Below are 17,874 nucleotides of genomic sequence, written 5' to 3'. Positions count from 1 at the left end.
GGCCGTGAAGGCACGGATCGTCGAAGGCACCTACACCCCCGGCTACCGGCTGGTCCTGGGTTCGATCGCCAAGGACCTCGGCTTCAGCGTGGTCCCCGTCCGCGAGGCCATCCGGCGGCTCGAGGCCGAGGGCCTGGTGACCTTCGAACGCAACGTCGGCGCCACCGTCGCGGGCATCGACCCCACTGAATACCTCTACACGATGCAGACCCTGAGCATCGTGGAGGGTGCCGCCACAGCCCTCTCCGCACCGCTGATCGATCCTGCAGCCATCGCCCGGGCCCGGGCCGTGAACGAAGAAATGCGGAGGTGCCTGGACCACTTCGATCCCGTCCGCTTCACCCAGCTCAACCAAGACTTCCACAGCGTCCTGTTCGAGCACTGCCCCAACCCGCACATCCTGGACCTCGTCCACCGCGGCTGGAACCGCCTCGCGGCGCTGCGGTCCTCCACCTTCCGCTTCGTCCCCGGCCGCGCCCGCGACTCGGTAGAGGAACACGAAAACCTGCTGAAGCTCATCGAAGCCGGAGCTGACGCGGACGCCGTCGAAAAGGCAGCCCGGTTCCACCGCTCCGCAACTCTGGACGCCTACCTCGCCCAATCCAACTAGCACCCAGACCCAGATAGGACCTCAACGATGACGACCTCGGTAGAAACCAGCAAACACCCCATCCCGGCAAATCTGCCCACGCATCTGCAGCACTTCATCGATGGCGAGTTTGTCGATTCGGTGTCAGGTAAGACCTTCGACGTGCAGAAGCCTGTCTCCAACGAAAATTACGCAACGGTCGCTGCTGCCCAGCCAGAAGATGTTGACCGCGCCGTCGCCGCCGCCAAGCGTGCCTTTAAAGAGGGCCCGTGGTCGAAGATGCTGCCCCGGGAACGCTCGCGGGTGCTGCACAAGATTGCCGACATCGTCGAATCACGCGACGACGAACTTGCCCTCCTCGAAAGTTACGACTCCGGTCTGCCAATCACCCAGGCCAAGGGCCAGGCCCTCCGCGCCGCCGAAAATTTCCGGTTTTTCGCCGACCTCATCGTTAGCCAGGAAGACAATGCCTTCAAGGTGCCCGGCCGCCAGATCAACTACGTGAACCGCAAGCCGATCGGCGTGGCCGCCCTGATCACCCCGTGGAATGTCCCGTTCATGCAGGAGTCGTGGAAGCTCGCCCCGGCAATTGCCACCGGCAACACCGTGGTCATGAAGCCCGCCAGCTACACCCCGCTCTCCGCCGTGCTGTGGCCCGAAATCTTCCGCGAGGCCGGATTGCCCGTTGGCGTCTTTAACCTGATCTTCGGATCCGGAAGCGTCGCCGGCGACTATCTCGTCAAGCACCCCGAGGTCCCAATTGTCTCCTTTACCGGCGACAGCTCCACCGGCGCTACCATATCGACCGCAGCGGCCCCGCAGTTCAAGAGCCTCTCGCTCGAACTCGGTGGCAAGAGCCCGGCTGTAGTCTTCGCTGACGCGGACCTCGAGGCCGCCCTCGACGCCACCGTCTTCGGCGTGTTCAGTCTGAACGGTGAACGCTGCACCGCCGGCAGCCGCGTTCTCGTGCAGCGCGATATTTACGATGACTTCGTCGCCCGCTTCGCCGAACGCGCCAAGAACATCGTGGTTGGTCACCCAAGTGACCCCAAGACCGAGGTCGGCTCACTCGTGCACCCCAACCACTTCGACAAGGTCATGAGCTACATCGAGATCGGTAAGACCGAAGGCCGTCTCCTGGCCGGCGGTGGCCGCGCCGAAGGCTTCCCCACCGGCAACTACGTCGCGCCCACGGTGTTTGCCGACGTCGCCCCTGACGCCCGGATCTTCCAGGAGGAAATCTTCGGGCCCGTCGTGGCCATCACCCCCTTCGACACCGACGAAGAGGCCCTCGAACTGGCCAACAACACCAAGTACGGTCTCGCAGCGTACGTCTGGACCACGAACCTGAAGCGTGGCCACAACTTTGCACACGGTATCGAATCCGGCATGGTGTGGGTGAACTCGAACAACGTCCGCGACCTGCGCACCCCGTTTGGAGGGGTCAAGGCCTCCGGCCTGGGCCGGGAGGGCGGCTACCGCTCCATCGACTTCTACACCACCCAGCAGTCGGTACAGATCACCCTCAACGAGGCCCACTCCCCCAAGTTCGGCAATGTGCAGGACTCCGCTGAAACCAGCGACAGCTAAACCTCTAAGCCTTTCGAAGAAGAGAGACTCCAATGACCAATTTCGTTCCCACCCCCACCGTCCCTGCCCCGGATATTGTCCGCTGCGCCTACATGGAGATCGTGGTCACGGACCTCGCCAGGTCACGGGAGTTCTACGTGGACGTCCTGGGCCTGCACGTCACCGAAGAGGACGAGAACGCGATCTACCTGCGCTCCCTGGAGGAGTTCATCCACCACAACCTGGTGCTGCGCAAGGGACCCGTCGCCGCCGTCGCCGCGTTCGCCTACCGGGTGAAGTCCCCGGCCGAGGTGGACGCCGCCGAGGCCTACTACAAGGAGCTCGGCTGCCGGGTGGAGCGCCGCAAGGACGGCTTCACCAAGGGCATCGGCGACTCCGTCCGCGTGGAGGACCCCCTGGGCTTCCCTTACGAGTTCTTCTACGAGGTGGAGCACGTGGAGCGCCTCACCCAGCGCTACGACCTCTACTCCGCCGGTGAACTGGTCCGGCTGGACCACTTCAACCAGGTCACCCCGGATGTCCCCAAGGGCCGCAAGTACCTGGAAGACCTGGGCTTCCGTGTCTCCGAGGACATCAAGGATTCCGACGGCGTCACCTACGCCGCGTGGATGCACCGCAAGCAGACCGTGCACGACACCGCCCTGACCGGCGGCAACGGCCCGCGCATGCACCACGTCGCGTTCGCCACGCACGAGAAGCACAACATCATCCAGATCTGCGACAAGATGGGCGCCCTGCGCATCAGCGACCGGATCGAACGCGGCCCCGGCCGGCACGGCGTGTCCAACGCGTTCTACCTCTACATCCTGGACCCGGACGGTCACCGCATCGAGATCTACACCCAGGACTACTACACCGGCGATCCCGACAACCCCACCATCACCTGGGACGTCCACGACAACCAGCGCCGCGACTGGTGGGGCAACCCGGTGGTCCCGTCCTGGTACACCGAGGCCTCCCTGGTCCTGGACCTGGACGGCAACCCGCAGCCGGTCGTCGTCCGCGAGGAGAAGTCCGAGATGGCGGTGACGGTGGGCGCCGATGGCTTCTCCTACACCCGTAAGCCGGGCGAAGGGCCGGATGTTGCCGACCGGACCGGCTTCAAGCTGGGGGTCCAGGTCTAGGACATGCTGGAGCCGAAGACGATTGAGGCTATCGCGGATGAGCTGGTGGAAGCGGGCCGCACCCGCACCCCTGTGCCCCGCCTGACTGCCCGCTACCCGGACATGACCGTGGAGGACTCCTATGCCGTGCAGCAGCTGTGGCGGCGCCGCAACGAGGACGCCGGAAGGACCCTGGTGGGGCGCAAGATCGGCCTCACGTCCAAGGCCATGCAGGCTGCCACCGGCATCACCGAACCGGACTACGGCGCCATCTTCGACGACATGGTGCTGGAGACCGGCTGCTCCGTGCAGTGGGACCGGTACACGCATCCGCGGGTGGAGGTGGAGCTGGCGTTCGTGTTGAAGGATGGGCTCAAGGGCCCGGGCGTGACCATCTTCGATGTGCTGAAGGCCACCGATTACGTGGTTCCGGCCCTGGAGATCCTGGATTCCAGGATCGAGATGGAGGGCCGGACCATCGTGGACACCATCTCGGACAACGCCGCGATGGGCGCCATGGTGATCGGCGGCAACCCAGTGAAGCCAGACGCCGTGGACCTTCGCTGGGTTTCCGCCATCCTCTACAAGAACCAGACCGTGGAGGAAACCGGCGTGGCCGCGGGCGTGCTGGACCATCCCGCCAACGGCGTGCACTGGCTCGCGAACAAGATCGCCGCCCACGGTGACGCGCTGATGCCCGGGGACATCATCCTCGCCGGGTCCTTCACCCGGCCCCTGTGGGTCTACAAGGGAGACACTGTCCACGCCGACTACGGACCCCTGGGGAGTGTCACATGCCGTTTCGAATAGAAGATACCTTCCGCGACGCCCTCACCACGGCCGGCCGGCCGCTGGCCGGCATGTGGGTGTGCTCCGGCAGCCCGCTGGTCGCCGAGCTCTGTGCCGGGTCCGGCCTGGACTGGCTGCTGGTGGATGCCGAGCACTGCCCCAACGGGCTCGAATCCATCCTGGCCCAACTCCAGGCCATCCACGGCTACCCCGTGCACACCCTGGTCCGGCCGCCTGTGAACGACACCGTGGTGATCAAGCAGTACCTGGACCTTGGGGTGCAGAACCTGCTGATCCCCATGGTCAATTCTGTGGCTGAGGCCGAGGCCGCCGTGGCCGCCACCCGCTACCCGCCACAGGGCGTCCGGGGGGTGGGATCCGCTCTTGCCCGGGCGGCCCGCTGGAACCGGGTCCCGGACTACCTCGCCCGGGCCAGCGAAACCATCAGCGTCACCGTCCAGATCGAATCCACCTCCGCCGTCGAGGCCGTGGAGGACATCCTCAAGGTAGATGGCGTGGACGCCGTGTTCGTCGGACCGTCCGACCTCGCCGCCTCCATGGGCCTGCTGGGACAGCAGGAACACGCCGAGGTGCGTGCCGCCGTCGAACACTGCCTCGCCGCAGCCAAAACGGCCGGCAAGCGCGCCGGCGTGAACGCTTTCAACCCAAGCACAGCTGAGCACTATCTGGCCCACGGCGCCAACTTCATCCTGGTCGGAGCCGACGTCGCCCTCCTGGCCCGCGGCTCCGAAGCCCTCGCCGCGAAGTACATCAAACCTGCTGACGGCGACGCCCCCACCAGCTACTAACACCCAACCAGCTCGCAGTTGTTGTCGTCTTGACCCTGAAAACGACAACAACTGCCAGTCAGTTGCGCCCCAGAACCGTCACCTCCCAAGGAGCCCTGCATGACCATTTCCGAGATGTCCCCTGCCGCCCCGGCGGAGCGTGAGGCTTCGCTGCTCGCCTCGGTGCCCACCGGTCTTTTGATCGGGGGCGAGTGGCGGGAGGCGTCCGACCGCGGCACGTTCGATGTGCACGATCCCGCCACCGGGCAGGTGCTCGCCACCCTCGCCTCCGCTACAAGCGAGGACGCAGTTGCGGCGTTGGACGCGGCCGATGCTGCGCAAGCGTCCTGGGCACGGACCGCGCCACGGGTGCGGGCCGAGATCCTGCGCCGCGCTTTTGACCTGGTCACCGAACGTGCGGAGGACTTCGCCCTGCTGATGACCCTGGAAATGGGCAAGCCCCTCGCCGAAGCCCGCGGCGAAGTCACCTACGGCGCCGAGTTCCTGCGCTGGTTCTCCGAAGAAACCGTCCGCGACTACGGCCGCTACCTCACCACCCCCGAAGGCAAGAACAAGATCCTCGTCCAGCACAAACCCGTCGGACCCTGCCTGCTCATCACCCCCTGGAACTTCCCCCTCGCCATGGCCACCCGCAAGGTCGCACCAGCCATCGCCGCCGGCTGCACCATGGTCCTCAAACCCGCCAAACTCACCCCACTCACGGCCCAGTACTTCGCCCAGACCATGCTCGACGCCGGCCTCCCAGCCGGGGTCCTCAACGTCGTCGCGTCCTCATCGGCCTCGGGGATCTCCGGGCCGCTGCTTGCAGACCCGCGGCTGCGGAAGGTCAGCTTCACCGGCTCCACCCCGGTCGGCAAGCGGCTCATGGCCGACGCCGCGCAGAACGTCCTGCGCACCTCGATGGAACTCGGCGGCAACGCACCGTTCATCGTGTTCGAAGACGCCGACATCGACAAGGCCGTCGAAGGAGCCATGGCGGCGAAAATGCGGAACATGGGCGAAGCCTGCACGGCCGCCAACCGCTTCCTCGTCCACGAAACCGTCGCGACCCAGTTCACGGCCAAGTTCGCTGCAGCGATGGGGGCACTGACCACGGGCCGCGGCACCGACCCCGAGACGAAGGTGGGTCCGCTGATCGACGGCGGCGCCCGGGATGACGTGCACGCTTTGGTCAGCGCCGCTGTTGAGGCCGGAGCCACGGTGGTCACCGGCGGCGCCCCCGTGGACGGGGCGGGTTACTTCTACCAGCCCACCGTCCTCGCTGATGTGCCCAACGACGCTGCGATCCTCGGCCAGGAAGTCTTCGGACCCGTCGCCCCCATCACCACCTTCACCACCGAGCAAGAGGCCATCAAGCTCGCCAACAGCACCGAGTACGGCCTCGCGTCCTACCTCTACAGCCGCGACTTCAACAAGCTCCTACGGGTCGCGGAGCAGATCGAATTCGGCATGGTCGGCTTCAACGCAGGCGTCATCTCAAACGCCGCAGCACCCTTCGGCGGCGTCAAACAATCAGGACTCGGCCGCGAAGGCGGCACCGAAGGCATCGCCGAATACACCACCACCCAATACATCGGCATCAACGACCCCTACACCCAATAGCCGGACTCATCAGGGGCGGGCCGTAACGCTACCTGCGGATGCTGGCCGCGGCCTCGTAGCTGCGCGGCCGATTTGAAGAAAACGGCTGACGGATCAGAATGCGCCCGCCATCGAGATGTCCGGGCCCGTCCGAATTGGCAATCCTAAGCTTCTTAGACGCTAGGAAGACGAAACATGAAAGCTGTCCGCTTCAGAACACCCGGCGGCCCAGAAACCCTCGTCGTGGAGGAACTCCCCGACCCAAGACCACACAGCGGAGAGGTTCTCATCCGCGTAGCAGGAGCCGGTCTGAACCGGGCTGACTCACTGCAGCGGCTTGGACGCTCCAACCTTCCCCCAGGCGCCTCAAATATCTTCGGAATGGAAGTCTCCGGAACCATTGCAGAAGCGGGTTTTGGTGTGCACGGCTTCGTGCAGGGCGATCACGTCATGGCACTGCTGGCGTCCGGCGGATACGCGGAATACGTCGCCGTCAACGCGGACCATGTCGTGGCGATTCCGAAGGGAATCGGTTTGATCGAAGCCGCGGGGGTACCAGAGGTTGCGGCCACGCTGGTCTCGAATATTTGTGACACAGGCCAGTTCGCTCCCGGTGAGACGGTTCTGATCCACGGAGCCACGGGGGGTATTGGAGTCTTCGGGATCCAGCTCGTCAAGGCTCTTGGGGGGCGGGTAGCAGTCACGGCATCCAGCGATGCCAAGCTTGAGGTGGCCCATCGCCTCGGCGCTGACGTCTTGATTAACTACAAGGAAGAGGACTTCGCCAAAAGAATGCTTGCTGAAGGTGGCGCAGACATCGTCCTCGATACTGTGGGAGGAAAGTATCTGCCCAAAAATGTTGAAGCCCTGGCGCCATTCGGACGGATCGTGACCATCGGTATGCAAGGCGGCCCCGAAGGCATTTTGGACTTCGCGGCCCTAATGAAGAAAAAGGCATCCGTGTCAGGGACCCTGCTGCGGGACCGCTCCCCCCAACAGAAGACAGCCATCATGGCAAGCGTGAAACGTCTTGTCCTCCCGCTCCTCAAGGCCGGAGCCATCAAACCGGTGACAGAAAAGGTGTACCCACTTTCTGAAGTAAGTAGGGCTCACGTCCACTTCGACAGCAGGGCCCACATTGGCAAGATCTTGCTGGACTGCCGGGAAACTGATTAGAGCGGTAGAGGTGCCGTATGCATAGGATATTTGAAGATGGCATCCTCTGCTTACCTTTGCCGCCGGCTTCTCGGCGGCAAAGGTCGACGCGAAGATCCGGAGTTCGGCGAGATTGGGGCTGCTGAAGGTGCGTCCCTGTTGTGGTCTCCCTGCCAGGTCCGGGAGCGCGCGGAGGAAGCCTTTCGGCGATGCCGCCGCCGCTTGACCTTGGGGTTGGCGGCGGACCAGATGTTGCGCATGTTCGCCTCGCAACTAAAGATCGACGCCCTGGGGCAGGACTGTCCAAATCGCTGCCTGACAACGCCTCGACCCGTCCCGTTGCCTTCCTTCCCACCGGACACTGCTTGACAGCCATACGATTCATGCGAGATGCCAAAGCCTATTGCCCGTCCGCTGCGTAAAAGCTCAGGTAGTTATGGGCCCTCTCCTGAATTGGATGGGGATTGTGTAGCAAAAGTCCTTGCGTCTTACCAGTTTTGAAGCGCAGGCACGACTGCGCAGCTCTCTTTCAGCGACGAGCGACCAGCCCGAGCTCGGAGGGAACCTCGTAGTAGGGTTGGCCGCCGTCGAACTCCAGCCGGAGGGGGTCGGAGACGGTGAAAGGAGTCCCGTATTCGTTCGCCACACGGATGCGGCCGTCGTGAATGAACCCCGCGAACCAGCCCCTCAAGGCTTCCGAGGTGGTGGCGAATATCTTCGGTTCCAGGCCAGCCAGCATGGGTGCATCATTCCATTGCCGGAGAGAATCGAACAGGAACGGCATCGGCATGCAGTGGGGGCTGCCTGCGCCCGGCAGCGGGCTCTGCACGGAGAACCCGGCCAGATACACGGTGAGGCCGGCACCTGCAGCAGCCTTGGCCAGTTCCAGGTTCGCGAGCCGGAACTGGTGTAGGGTCATCAGTTCCACCATCCGGGCCTTGGCGGACCCCCCGGGGACTTTGCGGTCGACCCAGTCGCGCACCGCGTCCGGGTTCTCGAACCGGCTCTGGGTGAAGCCATCGGCGGCTTCTTCCGGGAAGGCCGTCTCTGGGACGGAGAGCAGGAAAGCTGCGCATTCTTCCGAGGTTGAGAGAATCGCCAGTGATTCGACGTGTAGCTTCGATGCAGTGGCAGAGTAGTTGTGGAGGTCGGCACCCAGATTATCGCCGACGGCTGGCATCAATGGCATCCCGCGGCCGGCGTAAGCCTTAGCGAGGCTGGCTTGGGCGCGGAGAAGCGATTCCCACGAGGCCTCAGCGAGTCCGCCGCAGCCCGACAGCGAGGTGGTGGCCAGCGACCACCTGTCCCGGTACTGTTCAACTGTCAACGCAGGCTCCCACGGGAGGCTGATCAGTGCGGTGCGGCGAAACAAGCCGCGGGTCTCCTCAAGAGTGGAAAGCGCGTAGGCGTACCATGCCCCCGCCGAGTCGCCGGCGAGAGTAATCTTTTCTGGATCCCCGCCGAACAGCAGGATGTTTTCTTTGACCCAGCGCAGAGCCACGGCCAGGTCGCGCAGCGGCCGCTGGGAGTCAAGTGGGTTTCCATCGATTCCCAGATGTCCGAGGATGCCGATCCGATAGTTGACGGTGACCAAAACGCACCGGTCGTCGTGAACCAGCGAAGGGGCACTGAACCACCGGGCATTGCCCGTCCCCGTGGTGAACCCGCCACCGGGTATAAATACCACCACAGGCAGCCCCTTAGACATCCTTGGAGCCTGCACGCGCAGCTGGAAGGCATCATGCGATTGTGCGAGCTCGCTGTTGGCTGCCCCCAGTAGCGCGTTCAATCCACCTGGCAGCTGCGGGAAGGCCAGAGGCCCGACCGGTGCAGGCAGTCCTTCCGCCGTCGCCGTGAGAGGCTCGGCCTCGGAGAACCTGTTATCGGGGTCGGACAGCCGGGCGTACCGGACTGTCACGTCAAGAGCAGTCACTTCAGAAACTCGTAGTCATTACTGTTCACTTGCTCCGTAATACGCCAGTATTCAGTGGTTTTAAAGGGCCACACTTGTGATACCCGATTGAATTTGTTCTTGTACCATGTCTTCACGTACGGCTGCCCCCAGGTCATCTTTTCGTTCTCTGCGTCGACCCAGGCTATGTGCTCGTCCAACGCATCCTGCTTCAAATCCAGGGCGCGCACGTCGAGATCCAGGATCTGGTGGATGGCCTCGACTGCGTACTCGGCCGCGCGTTCGATCATGAAGTGCAGCCCTCCGGCGACTACTCCGCCGGTGTTGGGGCCGAGCAGCATGAACAGGTTTGGGAAGTTGGGAACGGTGATTCCGGCGAAGCCTTTCGCGTCCCCGCCCCAGTAGTCATGGATCTCCAAGCCGTGGCGGCCCACGATCTTGATCGGGTCCAAGTAATCGGACGGACGGAACCCGGTAGCGTAGATGACGACATCGACATCGAGTTCTCGTCCGTTGTCGGTGACCAGGCCGGTCTTGGTGAAGGATGCCAAACCTTCTGTGATGACTTCCGTCTGTGGTTCGCGCAGGGCTGCGGCCCACACGCCGTTGTCGCGGAGCATGCGCTTGGCCGACGGCGGGTAATTCGGGATCGCCTTCTCCAGCAGGTCAGGGCGGCCTTCATACTGCTCGCGCATGCGTTCGATGATGGCCTGGCGAAATTCCTCGTTGGCCTTTGAGACGCTTAGGGGTGCACCATCCCAGCCCTCCTCAGCCTTTGCGAGTTCCATGCGCCCTTCGATGCCGCCGGCGGTGACGAAGAGACGGAACAGCTGTCCGTAAGCTGGGACCTTCTGGTGCAGCCACTGGGCAGCGTCCGACATCGCCTCGTGGTAGGTGGGTGCCGGCAGCATCCAGGGGGCACTGCGCTGGAACAGGTACATCTTGTCGACCTCGCCGATTATGGCTGGGACGATCTGGTAAGCGGAGGCGCCTGTGCCGATTACGGCCACCTTCTTGCCCTTCAGGTCCACCGAATGGTCCCACTCTTGGGAATGCATCTGGACTCCCTTGAAGTCGGCCTGCCCCGGCCAGGTCGGAATGAAGGGATGATCCAGCTGCCCCACACCAGTGATGATCGCGTTGTAGCTCTCGGTAGTCTCATGACCGTCCTTGCTGCGCGTGGTGGCCCTCCAAGTCGCCGAGTCCTCATCCCACACGGCGCACGTCAGGGAGGTGTTCAGCTCTATCGCTTCGGTGAAGTCGGCCTTCTCCGCCAGCGTCTCCAAGTAATCCAGAACCTCCGCCCCGGCGGCGAACTGGTTCGGCCAGTCGACCCGCTGTGCGAAGGAGAAGCTGTAGCCGTAGGTGGGGGTATCCAAACGCACACCCGGATAGTGATTCTTCCACCACGTGCCACCGATCCGGTGCGAAGCCTCAATCCAGCGGTATGGCAGTCCAGCTTCCTGTAGGCGATAGGCGGCGGCGATACCGGAGATGCCTGCCCCGACTATCAAGGTCGTGAATGGCGCGACGGCCCGGTGATCGGGGTAGTCGGCATAGTTCCATTCAGCCGAACCGTTCCGATCTGCCGCAGGGGCGAATTCATGCTTCAGTTGCCCCATCCAGGATCGGTCTCTGGCGGCGCGGCCGCCGGTGAACCAATCCAAAATCACGGAAGCATCTTCGGCGCTCAGTTGCTGCACGCTGCGGATTCGCTCGTCTCTCAGCCGCTTCATTCCGGTCAGCGCCAGATCCTGGGCACGCTGGACCTGTTCCGGAGACATCCCTCCATGGGGCAGCAGCGCCGTGCCCAGCGGGGGAAGCGGCGGGGATAGTTCGGCCGGCACATAGGACAGATCCTGCAAGGTGGTGGCCAACGCTGCCAGCAGAACAGGAGCTTCAGCCCCTGCGACGTACGCCTGCAGGGATTCATCTGACTCGGTGATCGTCGGGTACTCCTCTGTCCAGTACAGGTCACCGTTGGTGGGCTTGCTCGCCATAAGATCTCCTCGAGATGAAGCATGGTTAGGTGGAAATGCGGTCAGCCGGGCATACCCGGCAGCCGCTTGTCGAGGAAGATCTGCCGTCCCCGGACAGTCTCCTCCTATTACTTAAGACGGCAGGGACTAGCGATCCGGTTATAGATCCCGGGTCTGACCGCCGTGGGCGACAAGGGCTCCGTGAGGTCGTCAGGGTCCTTCTCGCGGCCCAACCTGAATGCTGCTCAAATCGTCCCCCTGCACAAAAATCCTCCGAGTGCCGTGCGGTGAGGCAAGGCACCCTTCGTGGCGACGCGTTAGTACTCTGCATCACATCCAAGGTAAACAATATCCCTGTCATCGTGCATTAAGCAAGTAGAAATATATTCTGCACCTGACGGCCCCCTCCACCATGTGGCCAGAAATTGGAGGTGGACTCATTGATGCCGACGGGGTTATGGTCGTACACATCAAATATATTCTCCGTCGGATATTGCAAACTGGCGGGAACCAATCACACAACCCTTCACCAGGAGGACACCATGAGCATTGCTGAGGTGGACCAGAGGCCGCACTTCGACCCCCGTGCATTCCGCGACGTCATGGGTCATTACCCAACCGGCGTCGTCGTGGTCTCCGCCATGGTCAACGAAACGCCAGTGGGTATGGTCGTAGGCACTTTCAGCTCGGTCTCCCTGGAGCCCCCGCTGGTTGCCTTCATGCCCATGACCACGTCATCGACCTACCCGAAGCTGCGTGTGGCAGACCACGTCTGCATTTCGGTCTTCGCCCACGACCAGATGCAGGCCTGCCGCACCCTGGCGTCCAAGGATCCGGCGAAGTTCGACAAGGTCGGATGGACTCTCTCACCCTGGGGCGCCCCCATGATCGACGGCGCCGTCGCGCACATCCATGGGCGGATCACCGAGGAAGTGGAGGCCGGTGACCACTACATCACCCTGGTCTCGGTCGACGACCTCGCCGTCGACCGAGGTGTGACGCCGCTACTGTTCTTTCAAGGCGGCTATGGTGGTTTCTCGACCACCGGCCTGTCGGCTCACGTGGACGAGTCGCTGATTTCTGCGGTCCGGTTGGCGGAAGCCGCTCGTCCACAGCTCGATGAGCTTGCCCAGAGGTTCAGCTGCTCGGCCGCAGCTCTGGTCCAGATCAGCTCCCTGGACCAAACGATCGGTGCCACGTCCTACGGCGGCAACACCGACGCGGACGAACGCATCGGCGTGCGGATCCCTTTGATCCCGCCGCTGGGCGAGGCCGCCGTGGCATGGAGCCCAGACCAGGTGGCTGCCTGGCTGGGCCGGATCTTCCCGCAGGACGAGGATGTCCTCACCTATTATCGCGAGGCTCTTACCCGCGTGCGCGAGCAGGGATACGCCGTCTCCCGTATCAACCAGGATCCGGCAGGCTATGGCGAACTCAACGAGGCCTTGGCCGAGTGGGCCGGCGCAGAGCTGACGCCCGCTCGTGATCGCGCAGTCCGCACCACCATCGCACAAAGCCGCCAGTACTTCGGATGCGCGCTGGACGTGGCAGACACCAATATCGACCTGGCATCTGTGGTCGTACCGGTCTTTGCCCCCGAGGCAGATGAGCCGACTAACTCCGGACTTGTAATTCGGCTCGGCAACCTGCCGTCGGGCGTGGATGCGGCCACGGTCCGGGAATGGGCCTCGGCCCTTCAGGAGGCAGCAGCAGAAGTCAGTCGCACCCTGGCGGGTCCGGCTGCCAAGGACTACCGCAGGTACACCGCAGCTGGCCTCCGTTCGGCCTGATCCATCCCAAAGGCGCAGGCGGACCGCCGGTTAGATAGCCGTCAGTAGCAAAACAACCAACATGAGAACAATCGGGCCGTCCGCTAGGCGTCCTGTTTCTCACCCGACGTTAGAGATGAAGGAGAGCTCAATGGGAGCACGACGTGGATATGAATACGTAGAGGGACTTAAGGACGGACGCACGGTCTGGTACGGAAACGAGCAGATCGATGTTACTGAACATCCGGATTTCGCCGGCTCCCTTGCAGGAATGGCCGAATACTTCGACTACCAATGGGAGCACTGGGACGACTGCCTGTTCGAAAGTCCCGACAGCGGCGACATGATCTCGGTATCCCACCTGCGTCCCGCCAACCAGGAGGACATCGAACGCCGGCACCGTGCCTTTGACCGGTTCGCCCGCTATTCCATGGGCATGCTGGGGCGCACTCCCGACTACGTGAACGTGGTCCTGGCTGGACACGTCTCCCGCACAGACCTCTGGGAAAAGGCTTCCTCCGATCCAATCTACTTCGAGCGGATCAAGGCCTACCAGAAGTACGTGGCCGAGAACGACTTGGCCCTCACCCACACCATCGTCCACGCCAACATCGACAAATCGATCGGTGAGCTGGACGGAGCCAACGCCGACCTCACACTTCAGGTGGTGGATCGCACTGACGAGGGTGTGATCGTTCGCGGCGCGAAGGTCCTGGCGACCCTCGGTCCGATCGCCGACGAGATCTACGTTTACCCGGCAACTCCCATCAAGCCCGGATACGAAAAGTACGCCCTGTCCTTCGCCATCCCCGTGGCGGCCGAAGGCGTCGCAATTATCTGCCGTGATCATTACGGTGTAGATGCCTCCCGCGAGGACCGGCCCTTCTCATCCCGGTTTGACGAGCAGGACGGGGTGGTCATATTTAATGACGTGCTCATCCCCCACGACCGTATCTTCATTGATGGGGAGCTGGATCTCTACAACTCGGTGAACCAAGGAACTGCTACCGGATGCACCCAGCAGCAGACGGCCATCCGGGCCGCTGTAAAGCTGGAGTTTGCCTACGATTTGCTCGCCGAGATGGCCCGGGTCACCGGGTCAGGTGCGCGGCCGGACGTCACCACCATGCTTGGTGAGGTTCACGGCTTCCTGGTGATGACCCGGGCGATCATCGACTCCGCTGAGCGCCGAGCCCATGACTGGGGCGGTGGTGCCTACTTCGTGCACGATGATATCGGTGTGCTGCGCACGATCATGCCGGAATGGATGATCCGGGTGAACGACATCATCAAAACGATGGGTTCGCACAATCTGCTGGCCACTCCCTCCCTGGCAGCGTTCGATAACCCGGAGCTGGCTCCCATGCTCGAGAAGTACCTTCCGGGAGCGGGGGGCATCAGCGCTCAAGAGCGTTCCCGGATCTTCCGAACCGCTTGGGATTTCGCTGGGTCGGCCCTGGGTTCGCGCATCGAGCTGTATGAGCGGTTTTACCTCGGTTCCGTAGGACGGGCACGCATGCTCGAGCACATCAAGGGCCAGCGCAATGGAGACAAGGGAACGGTATGGGAATTCCTGGATCGTCAAAAGGTTCCCACGGCCGGCCGGGCGTAACCCAAGGCGATGGACAAGACACTTACGGCGGTCCTGACCGACCATCTTGCGGCAGCGGACTTCAAGTCGCTGCCCTCGGAAGCAATCGATCGGGCCAAGACGCGTGTTTTGGACGCTCTGGGTCTGATCGCGGCCGGTACTCAGGCTGAAGGCAGCTCCTCGTTGATCGACCTGGTCACCGGTTGGGGTGGCCGCGCAGAGTCGACCGTTCTGACCACGGGCGTCAAGGTACCCGCGATGCATGCCGCTCTGGCTAACGCGGCCCTGATGAGGTCATATGATTTCGAGCCTGTCGGGGCTGATCACGCCGAGGGGGTGCAGATCCCCTCGCACATCACGGGCACTACTGTCTCCGTGGCACTCGCTGTGGCTGAGGCCCGACGACGCGGTGGTAGGGACCTGCTCACCGCACTGATCTATGGAGACGACCTGGCCGCGAGGCTCGGTCATGCCACCGGCTTCGATGTGTACGGCGGCGGAGACAACACTGGGACGATAAATGCTCTGGGCGGCGTGGCCACGGCCGGACTCCTGATGGGGCAGGACGCTGCCACCTTGCATCACGGGCTGGGGCTGGTCATAAACCAAGTATCCGGGACCATTGACAACATCAACGACAAGACACTGGCGTTCAAGCTGCCGATCTCCCTTTCCGCTCGCAACGCTGTCTTCTCCGCTGAGCTGGCCAGCACGGGATTCCGGGGACCTGACGACCCGATCGGGGGACGTTTCGGTTTCCTTGCCCAGTGGAGCGCCGCACCGCAACCTGAGAAGATCACCGAGGGCCTCGGTCAGGAGTTCTACGCCGATGCCGTCATTAAGCCGTGGCCGACGTGCCGGGCGAGCCAGGCGTCGCTGGATGCCACCGTGCAGCTGGTGGAGGCGCATCGGATCGCTCCCGACAATGTGGAGGGCATCCAGATATTTGTGAATCCGCAGACCAAGGCCGGCTTCGTCGGACAGGAGTTCACCGTTGGAAGCTGCCCGGAGGTCTCGGGCGCCTTTAGCATCAGGTTCGCTGTGGCCACGGCGCTGATGTACGGAACCGTTGGACTGCAGCACATGAACGAGGCTCACATGCGCGATCCAGGACTGCAGAGGATGTTGGAAAAGATAGAGATCCTCGGCTCGCTACCCCGCGAACAGGCCCAGACGGCTGAGGTCGAGGTGCGACTTACGTCCGGCGATCGCCACCGCATTCGTGTTGACCGGGTGCTTGGGGACATTCACTTCGCCCCATTGAACCGTGAGCGTATAGAGGCCAAGTTCCGCAGCAACATGGCGTGGAACGGAACTCTTGAGGACTCCGTTGCCGACCATGTGCTTGAGCTGGTCCACCATTTGGAACAGCTGGAGGACATGTCCGAGCTGGCGGCCCTGCTGGCGGAGCCGTCCGGGCAGCGCTGATCGGGCGGCATGGGTCAGAACGCGATCTGCTGACTCCGGAGCTGCTGGCGCAGGGCTACCGAGTACGAGAAAACTAACTTTCGTAGCCTCTCCGTCTGTCTCGGCCTGCGGCCTGATCTACTCTCGCCACCTACCCCCGCCCGCTTTCGTGTGAAGTCGGCCTCTGCTTGCACGACATGGCGTCGTTATGCAGCACCGTTAGTTGCTGATGTTGCTGCTTTCCGTCTGAGTGCCTTCCGGATTCGCCAACTGCAACCTGATCTTCCAGCGATTCCGGTGATCGTGGGTGCTTCACGAATCGGATGGCTTGCTTTGGCATCTGCCCTTTAGTGATGGTCCCTTCGCATTTGCGCCAGTGGCGCACTGCGACGAACGGGCTATATTGCCACGCTCATTTGGCAGGTGGGCACCCGCTCCAGCAGCAGCGCTGCACCGCCGTGGAAGCACGCCGCCACGGCTTTTCCCTCCACTTACAACGCAGTATGACGTGGCTCACGAAAAATAGTGTGCAATGGGCCACATTTACGTTATCCTCGCTTTATGCATTCTCAGCTGGAGAGTGTCATATAACCCTCAGATTGGAAAGTGAGAAGACGCATGAAGAAAATGACCCCGATGGTGCCCCGTAGGGCCGCCCTGGCCATGGCCTTGGCAGGCATCATGGCCGTTACGGCCTGCGGCGGCGGGGCTGAGTCCGCCGCCGCCAAGAAGATCACCGTCCTGCATGCACCCATAAATTACGAGCCCCTGTACATTGCGAAACAGAAGGGCTTCTTCGATGAGGCTGGTTTGGATGTAGATATCCGGCCGGGCGGCACCGCCCAGGACAACCTCAGCCAGCTTGTTGGAGGATCAGCTCAGATCAGCACGGTCTCCTGGGATGCAGCTGTAACCGCTACTGCTGAGGACCTGCCCATCAAGCTGATCTCTGGTGCGGGTCTCATTTCCAAGGTGGTAGACACCTCCGGTGTGGTTGTGCGCAAGGACAGCGGCATCACTGATCTGTCCGGCTTGAAAGGCAAAACGATCGCCTTCAACTCACTCGGCTCCGGAGGCAACGTGCCTGTCCTGCAGGCACTGACGGACGCTGGTGTGAATCTGGATACCGTCAAGCAGGTCGCACTGCCCTATGCGTCGATGCGTACCGCGCTGTCCAGCTCCCAGGTGGATGCGATCTTTCCGGCCGACAGCTTCTACAACCAAGTCATCTCTGATGCCTCCTTCCACGTGATCGCCAACCCTTCCCGTCAGTATCGCGCTGGGCTCGGCATCACTCTCTGGGCGGCCACCGACCCATGGCTCCAGGCGGATGGTGAGACCGCGAAAAAGTTCAATGAGGCCATGGCCAAGGCTGTCTCTTTCTACAACGACCCTGGCAACGCGGACGCCGTCTACAAGGTACGCAGCGAGGTGACTGGAAACTCCATCGAAAATTCCAAGGGGCCGCTGGTCGAGCAGCAAGTGGCTGTTGATCCCAAGGTGTCACAGGAAACAACTGACGCTTTGAAAAAGTTCGGCATGGTCTCCAAGCCCAAGAGCGTTGATGAGATCTTGTGGGAAGGAGCTCCGCGCGCCTGAG

At 62.7% G+C, this 17,874-nt stretch carries 13 protein-coding genes; 11 read left to right on the top strand and 2 right to left on the bottom strand.

The window, feature by feature from the left end; all coding sequences use genetic code 11:
- The 7 genes from K4G53_RS21185 to K4G53_RS21155 all read left to right on the top strand — a co-directional run.
- On the top strand, nucleotides 1-610 hold a 610-nt coding region (locus K4G53_RS21185), incomplete at its 5' end, for a GntR family transcriptional regulator (protein WP_221387646.1).
- A 27-nt stretch (nucleotides 611-637) separates the two neighbouring features.
- Nucleotides 638-2,179 carry a 5-carboxymethyl-2-hydroxymuconate semialdehyde dehydrogenase gene (hpaE, locus tag K4G53_RS21180; RefSeq protein ID WP_221387645.1) on the top strand — a complete coding sequence of 514 codons (1,542 nt, stop codon included), beginning with the start codon at nucleotides 638-640 and terminating at the stop codon, nucleotides 2,177-2,179.
- A gap of 32 nt (nucleotides 2,180-2,211) precedes the next feature.
- Nucleotides 2,212-3,303: a 3,4-dihydroxyphenylacetate 2,3-dioxygenase gene (gene hpaD / locus K4G53_RS21175; protein WP_221387644.1), complete on the top strand. Its 1,092-nt coding sequence runs from the start codon at nucleotides 2,212-2,214 to the stop codon at nucleotides 3,301-3,303.
- A gap of 3 nt (nucleotides 3,304-3,306) precedes the next feature.
- Nucleotides 3,307-4,092, top strand: a complete 786-nt coding sequence (gene hpaH / locus K4G53_RS21170) for a 2-oxo-hept-4-ene-1,7-dioate hydratase (protein ID WP_221387643.1) — start codon at nucleotides 3,307-3,309, stop codon at nucleotides 4,090-4,092.
- A complete protein-coding gene (locus K4G53_RS21165; protein ID WP_221387642.1) occupies nucleotides 4,077-4,880 on the top strand; it encodes an HpcH/HpaI aldolase/citrate lyase family protein in 804 nt (267 codons plus the stop codon). Before hpaH ends, K4G53_RS21165 begins: the two co-directional genes overlap by 16 nt.
- A gap of 99 nt (nucleotides 4,881-4,979) precedes the next feature.
- Complete coding sequence (locus K4G53_RS21160; RefSeq protein ID WP_221387641.1) at nucleotides 4,980-6,482, top strand: NAD-dependent succinate-semialdehyde dehydrogenase; 1,503 nt, start codon at nucleotides 4,980-4,982, stop codon at nucleotides 6,480-6,482.
- 174 nt (nucleotides 6,483-6,656) lie between these two features.
- Nucleotides 6,657-7,637 carry an NAD(P)H-quinone oxidoreductase gene (locus tag K4G53_RS21155; RefSeq protein ID WP_221387640.1) on the top strand — a complete coding sequence of 327 codons (981 nt, stop codon included), beginning with the start codon at nucleotides 6,657-6,659 and terminating at the stop codon, nucleotides 7,635-7,637.
- A gap of 508 nt (nucleotides 7,638-8,145) precedes the next feature.
- On the opposite strand, the gene K4G53_RS21150 is transcribed toward K4G53_RS21155, so the two are convergent.
- Nucleotides 8,146-9,534: a carboxylesterase family protein gene (locus tag K4G53_RS21150; RefSeq protein ID WP_221387639.1), complete on the bottom strand. Its 1,389-nt coding sequence runs from the start codon at nucleotides 9,532-9,534 to the stop codon at nucleotides 8,146-8,148.
- An 11-nt stretch (nucleotides 9,535-9,545) separates the two neighbouring features.
- Nucleotides 9,546-11,528: an NAD(P)/FAD-dependent oxidoreductase gene (locus tag K4G53_RS21145; protein WP_221387638.1), complete on the bottom strand. Its 1,983-nt coding sequence runs from the start codon at nucleotides 11,526-11,528 to the stop codon at nucleotides 9,546-9,548.
- A 521-nt stretch (nucleotides 11,529-12,049) separates the two neighbouring features.
- On the opposite strand from K4G53_RS21145, the gene K4G53_RS21140 reads away from it, so the two are divergent.
- From K4G53_RS21140 to K4G53_RS21125, 4 genes are all read left to right on the top strand, one after another.
- Complete coding sequence (locus K4G53_RS21140) at nucleotides 12,050-13,297, top strand: flavin reductase (protein WP_221387637.1); 1,248 nt, start codon at nucleotides 12,050-12,052, stop codon at nucleotides 13,295-13,297.
- A gap of 130 nt (nucleotides 13,298-13,427) precedes the next feature.
- Nucleotides 13,428-14,888 carry a 4-hydroxyphenylacetate 3-hydroxylase N-terminal domain-containing protein gene (locus K4G53_RS21135; protein ID WP_221387636.1) on the top strand — a complete coding sequence of 487 codons (1,461 nt, stop codon included), beginning with the start codon at nucleotides 13,428-13,430 and terminating at the stop codon, nucleotides 14,886-14,888.
- A 9-nt stretch (nucleotides 14,889-14,897) separates the two neighbouring features.
- Complete coding sequence (locus K4G53_RS21130) at nucleotides 14,898-16,295, top strand: MmgE/PrpD family protein (RefSeq protein ID WP_221387635.1); 1,398 nt, start codon at nucleotides 14,898-14,900, stop codon at nucleotides 16,293-16,295.
- A gap of 597 nt (nucleotides 16,296-16,892) precedes the next feature.
- Nucleotides 16,893-17,873, top strand: a complete 981-nt coding sequence (locus K4G53_RS21125) for an ABC transporter substrate-binding protein (protein WP_221387634.1) — start codon at nucleotides 16,893-16,895, stop codon at nucleotides 17,871-17,873.
- The last annotated feature ends 1 nt before the right edge of the window (nucleotide 17,874 follow it).

The sequence above is a fragment of the Arthrobacter sp. MAHUQ-56 genome, assembly GCF_019710585.1.
GTDB lineage: Bacteria > Actinomycetota > Actinomycetes > Actinomycetales > Micrococcaceae > Arthrobacter.
The sequence above is the reverse complement of the archived record's forward strand: the minus strand, read 5'-3'. Positions and strand labels throughout refer to the sequence as shown.

Bases quoted from the DNA above. Each gene is read 5' to 3' on its own strand.
- hpaE (WP_221387645.1), top strand. From the start codon at position 638: ATGACGACCTCGGTAGAAACCAGCAAACACCCCATCCCGGCAAATCTG.
- hpaD (WP_221387644.1), top strand. From the start codon at position 2,212: ATGACCAATTTCGTTCCCACCCCCACCGTCCCTGCCCCGGATATTGTC.
- hpaH (WP_221387643.1), top strand. From the start codon at position 3,307: ATGCTGGAGCCGAAGACGATTGAGGCTATCGCGGATGAGCTGGTGGAA.
- K4G53_RS21165 (WP_221387642.1), top strand. From the start codon at position 4,077: ATGCCGTTTCGAATAGAAGATACCTTCCGCGACGCCCTCACCACGGCC.
- K4G53_RS21160 (WP_221387641.1), top strand. From the start codon at position 4,980: ATGACCATTTCCGAGATGTCCCCTGCCGCCCCGGCGGAGCGTGAGGCT.
- K4G53_RS21155 (WP_221387640.1), top strand. From the start codon at position 6,657: ATGAAAGCTGTCCGCTTCAGAACACCCGGCGGCCCAGAAACCCTCGTC.
- K4G53_RS21145 (WP_221387638.1), bottom strand. From the start codon at position 11,528: ATGGCGAGCAAGCCCACCAACGGTGACCTGTACTGGACAGAGGAGTAC.
- K4G53_RS21140 (WP_221387637.1), top strand. From the start codon at position 12,050: ATGAGCATTGCTGAGGTGGACCAGAGGCCGCACTTCGACCCCCGTGCA.
- K4G53_RS21135 (WP_221387636.1), top strand. From the start codon at position 13,428: ATGGGAGCACGACGTGGATATGAATACGTAGAGGGACTTAAGGACGGA.
- K4G53_RS21130 (WP_221387635.1), top strand. From the start codon at position 14,898: ATGGACAAGACACTTACGGCGGTCCTGACCGACCATCTTGCGGCAGCG.
- K4G53_RS21125 (WP_221387634.1), top strand. From the start codon at position 16,893: ATGAAGAAAATGACCCCGATGGTGCCCCGTAGGGCCGCCCTGGCCATG.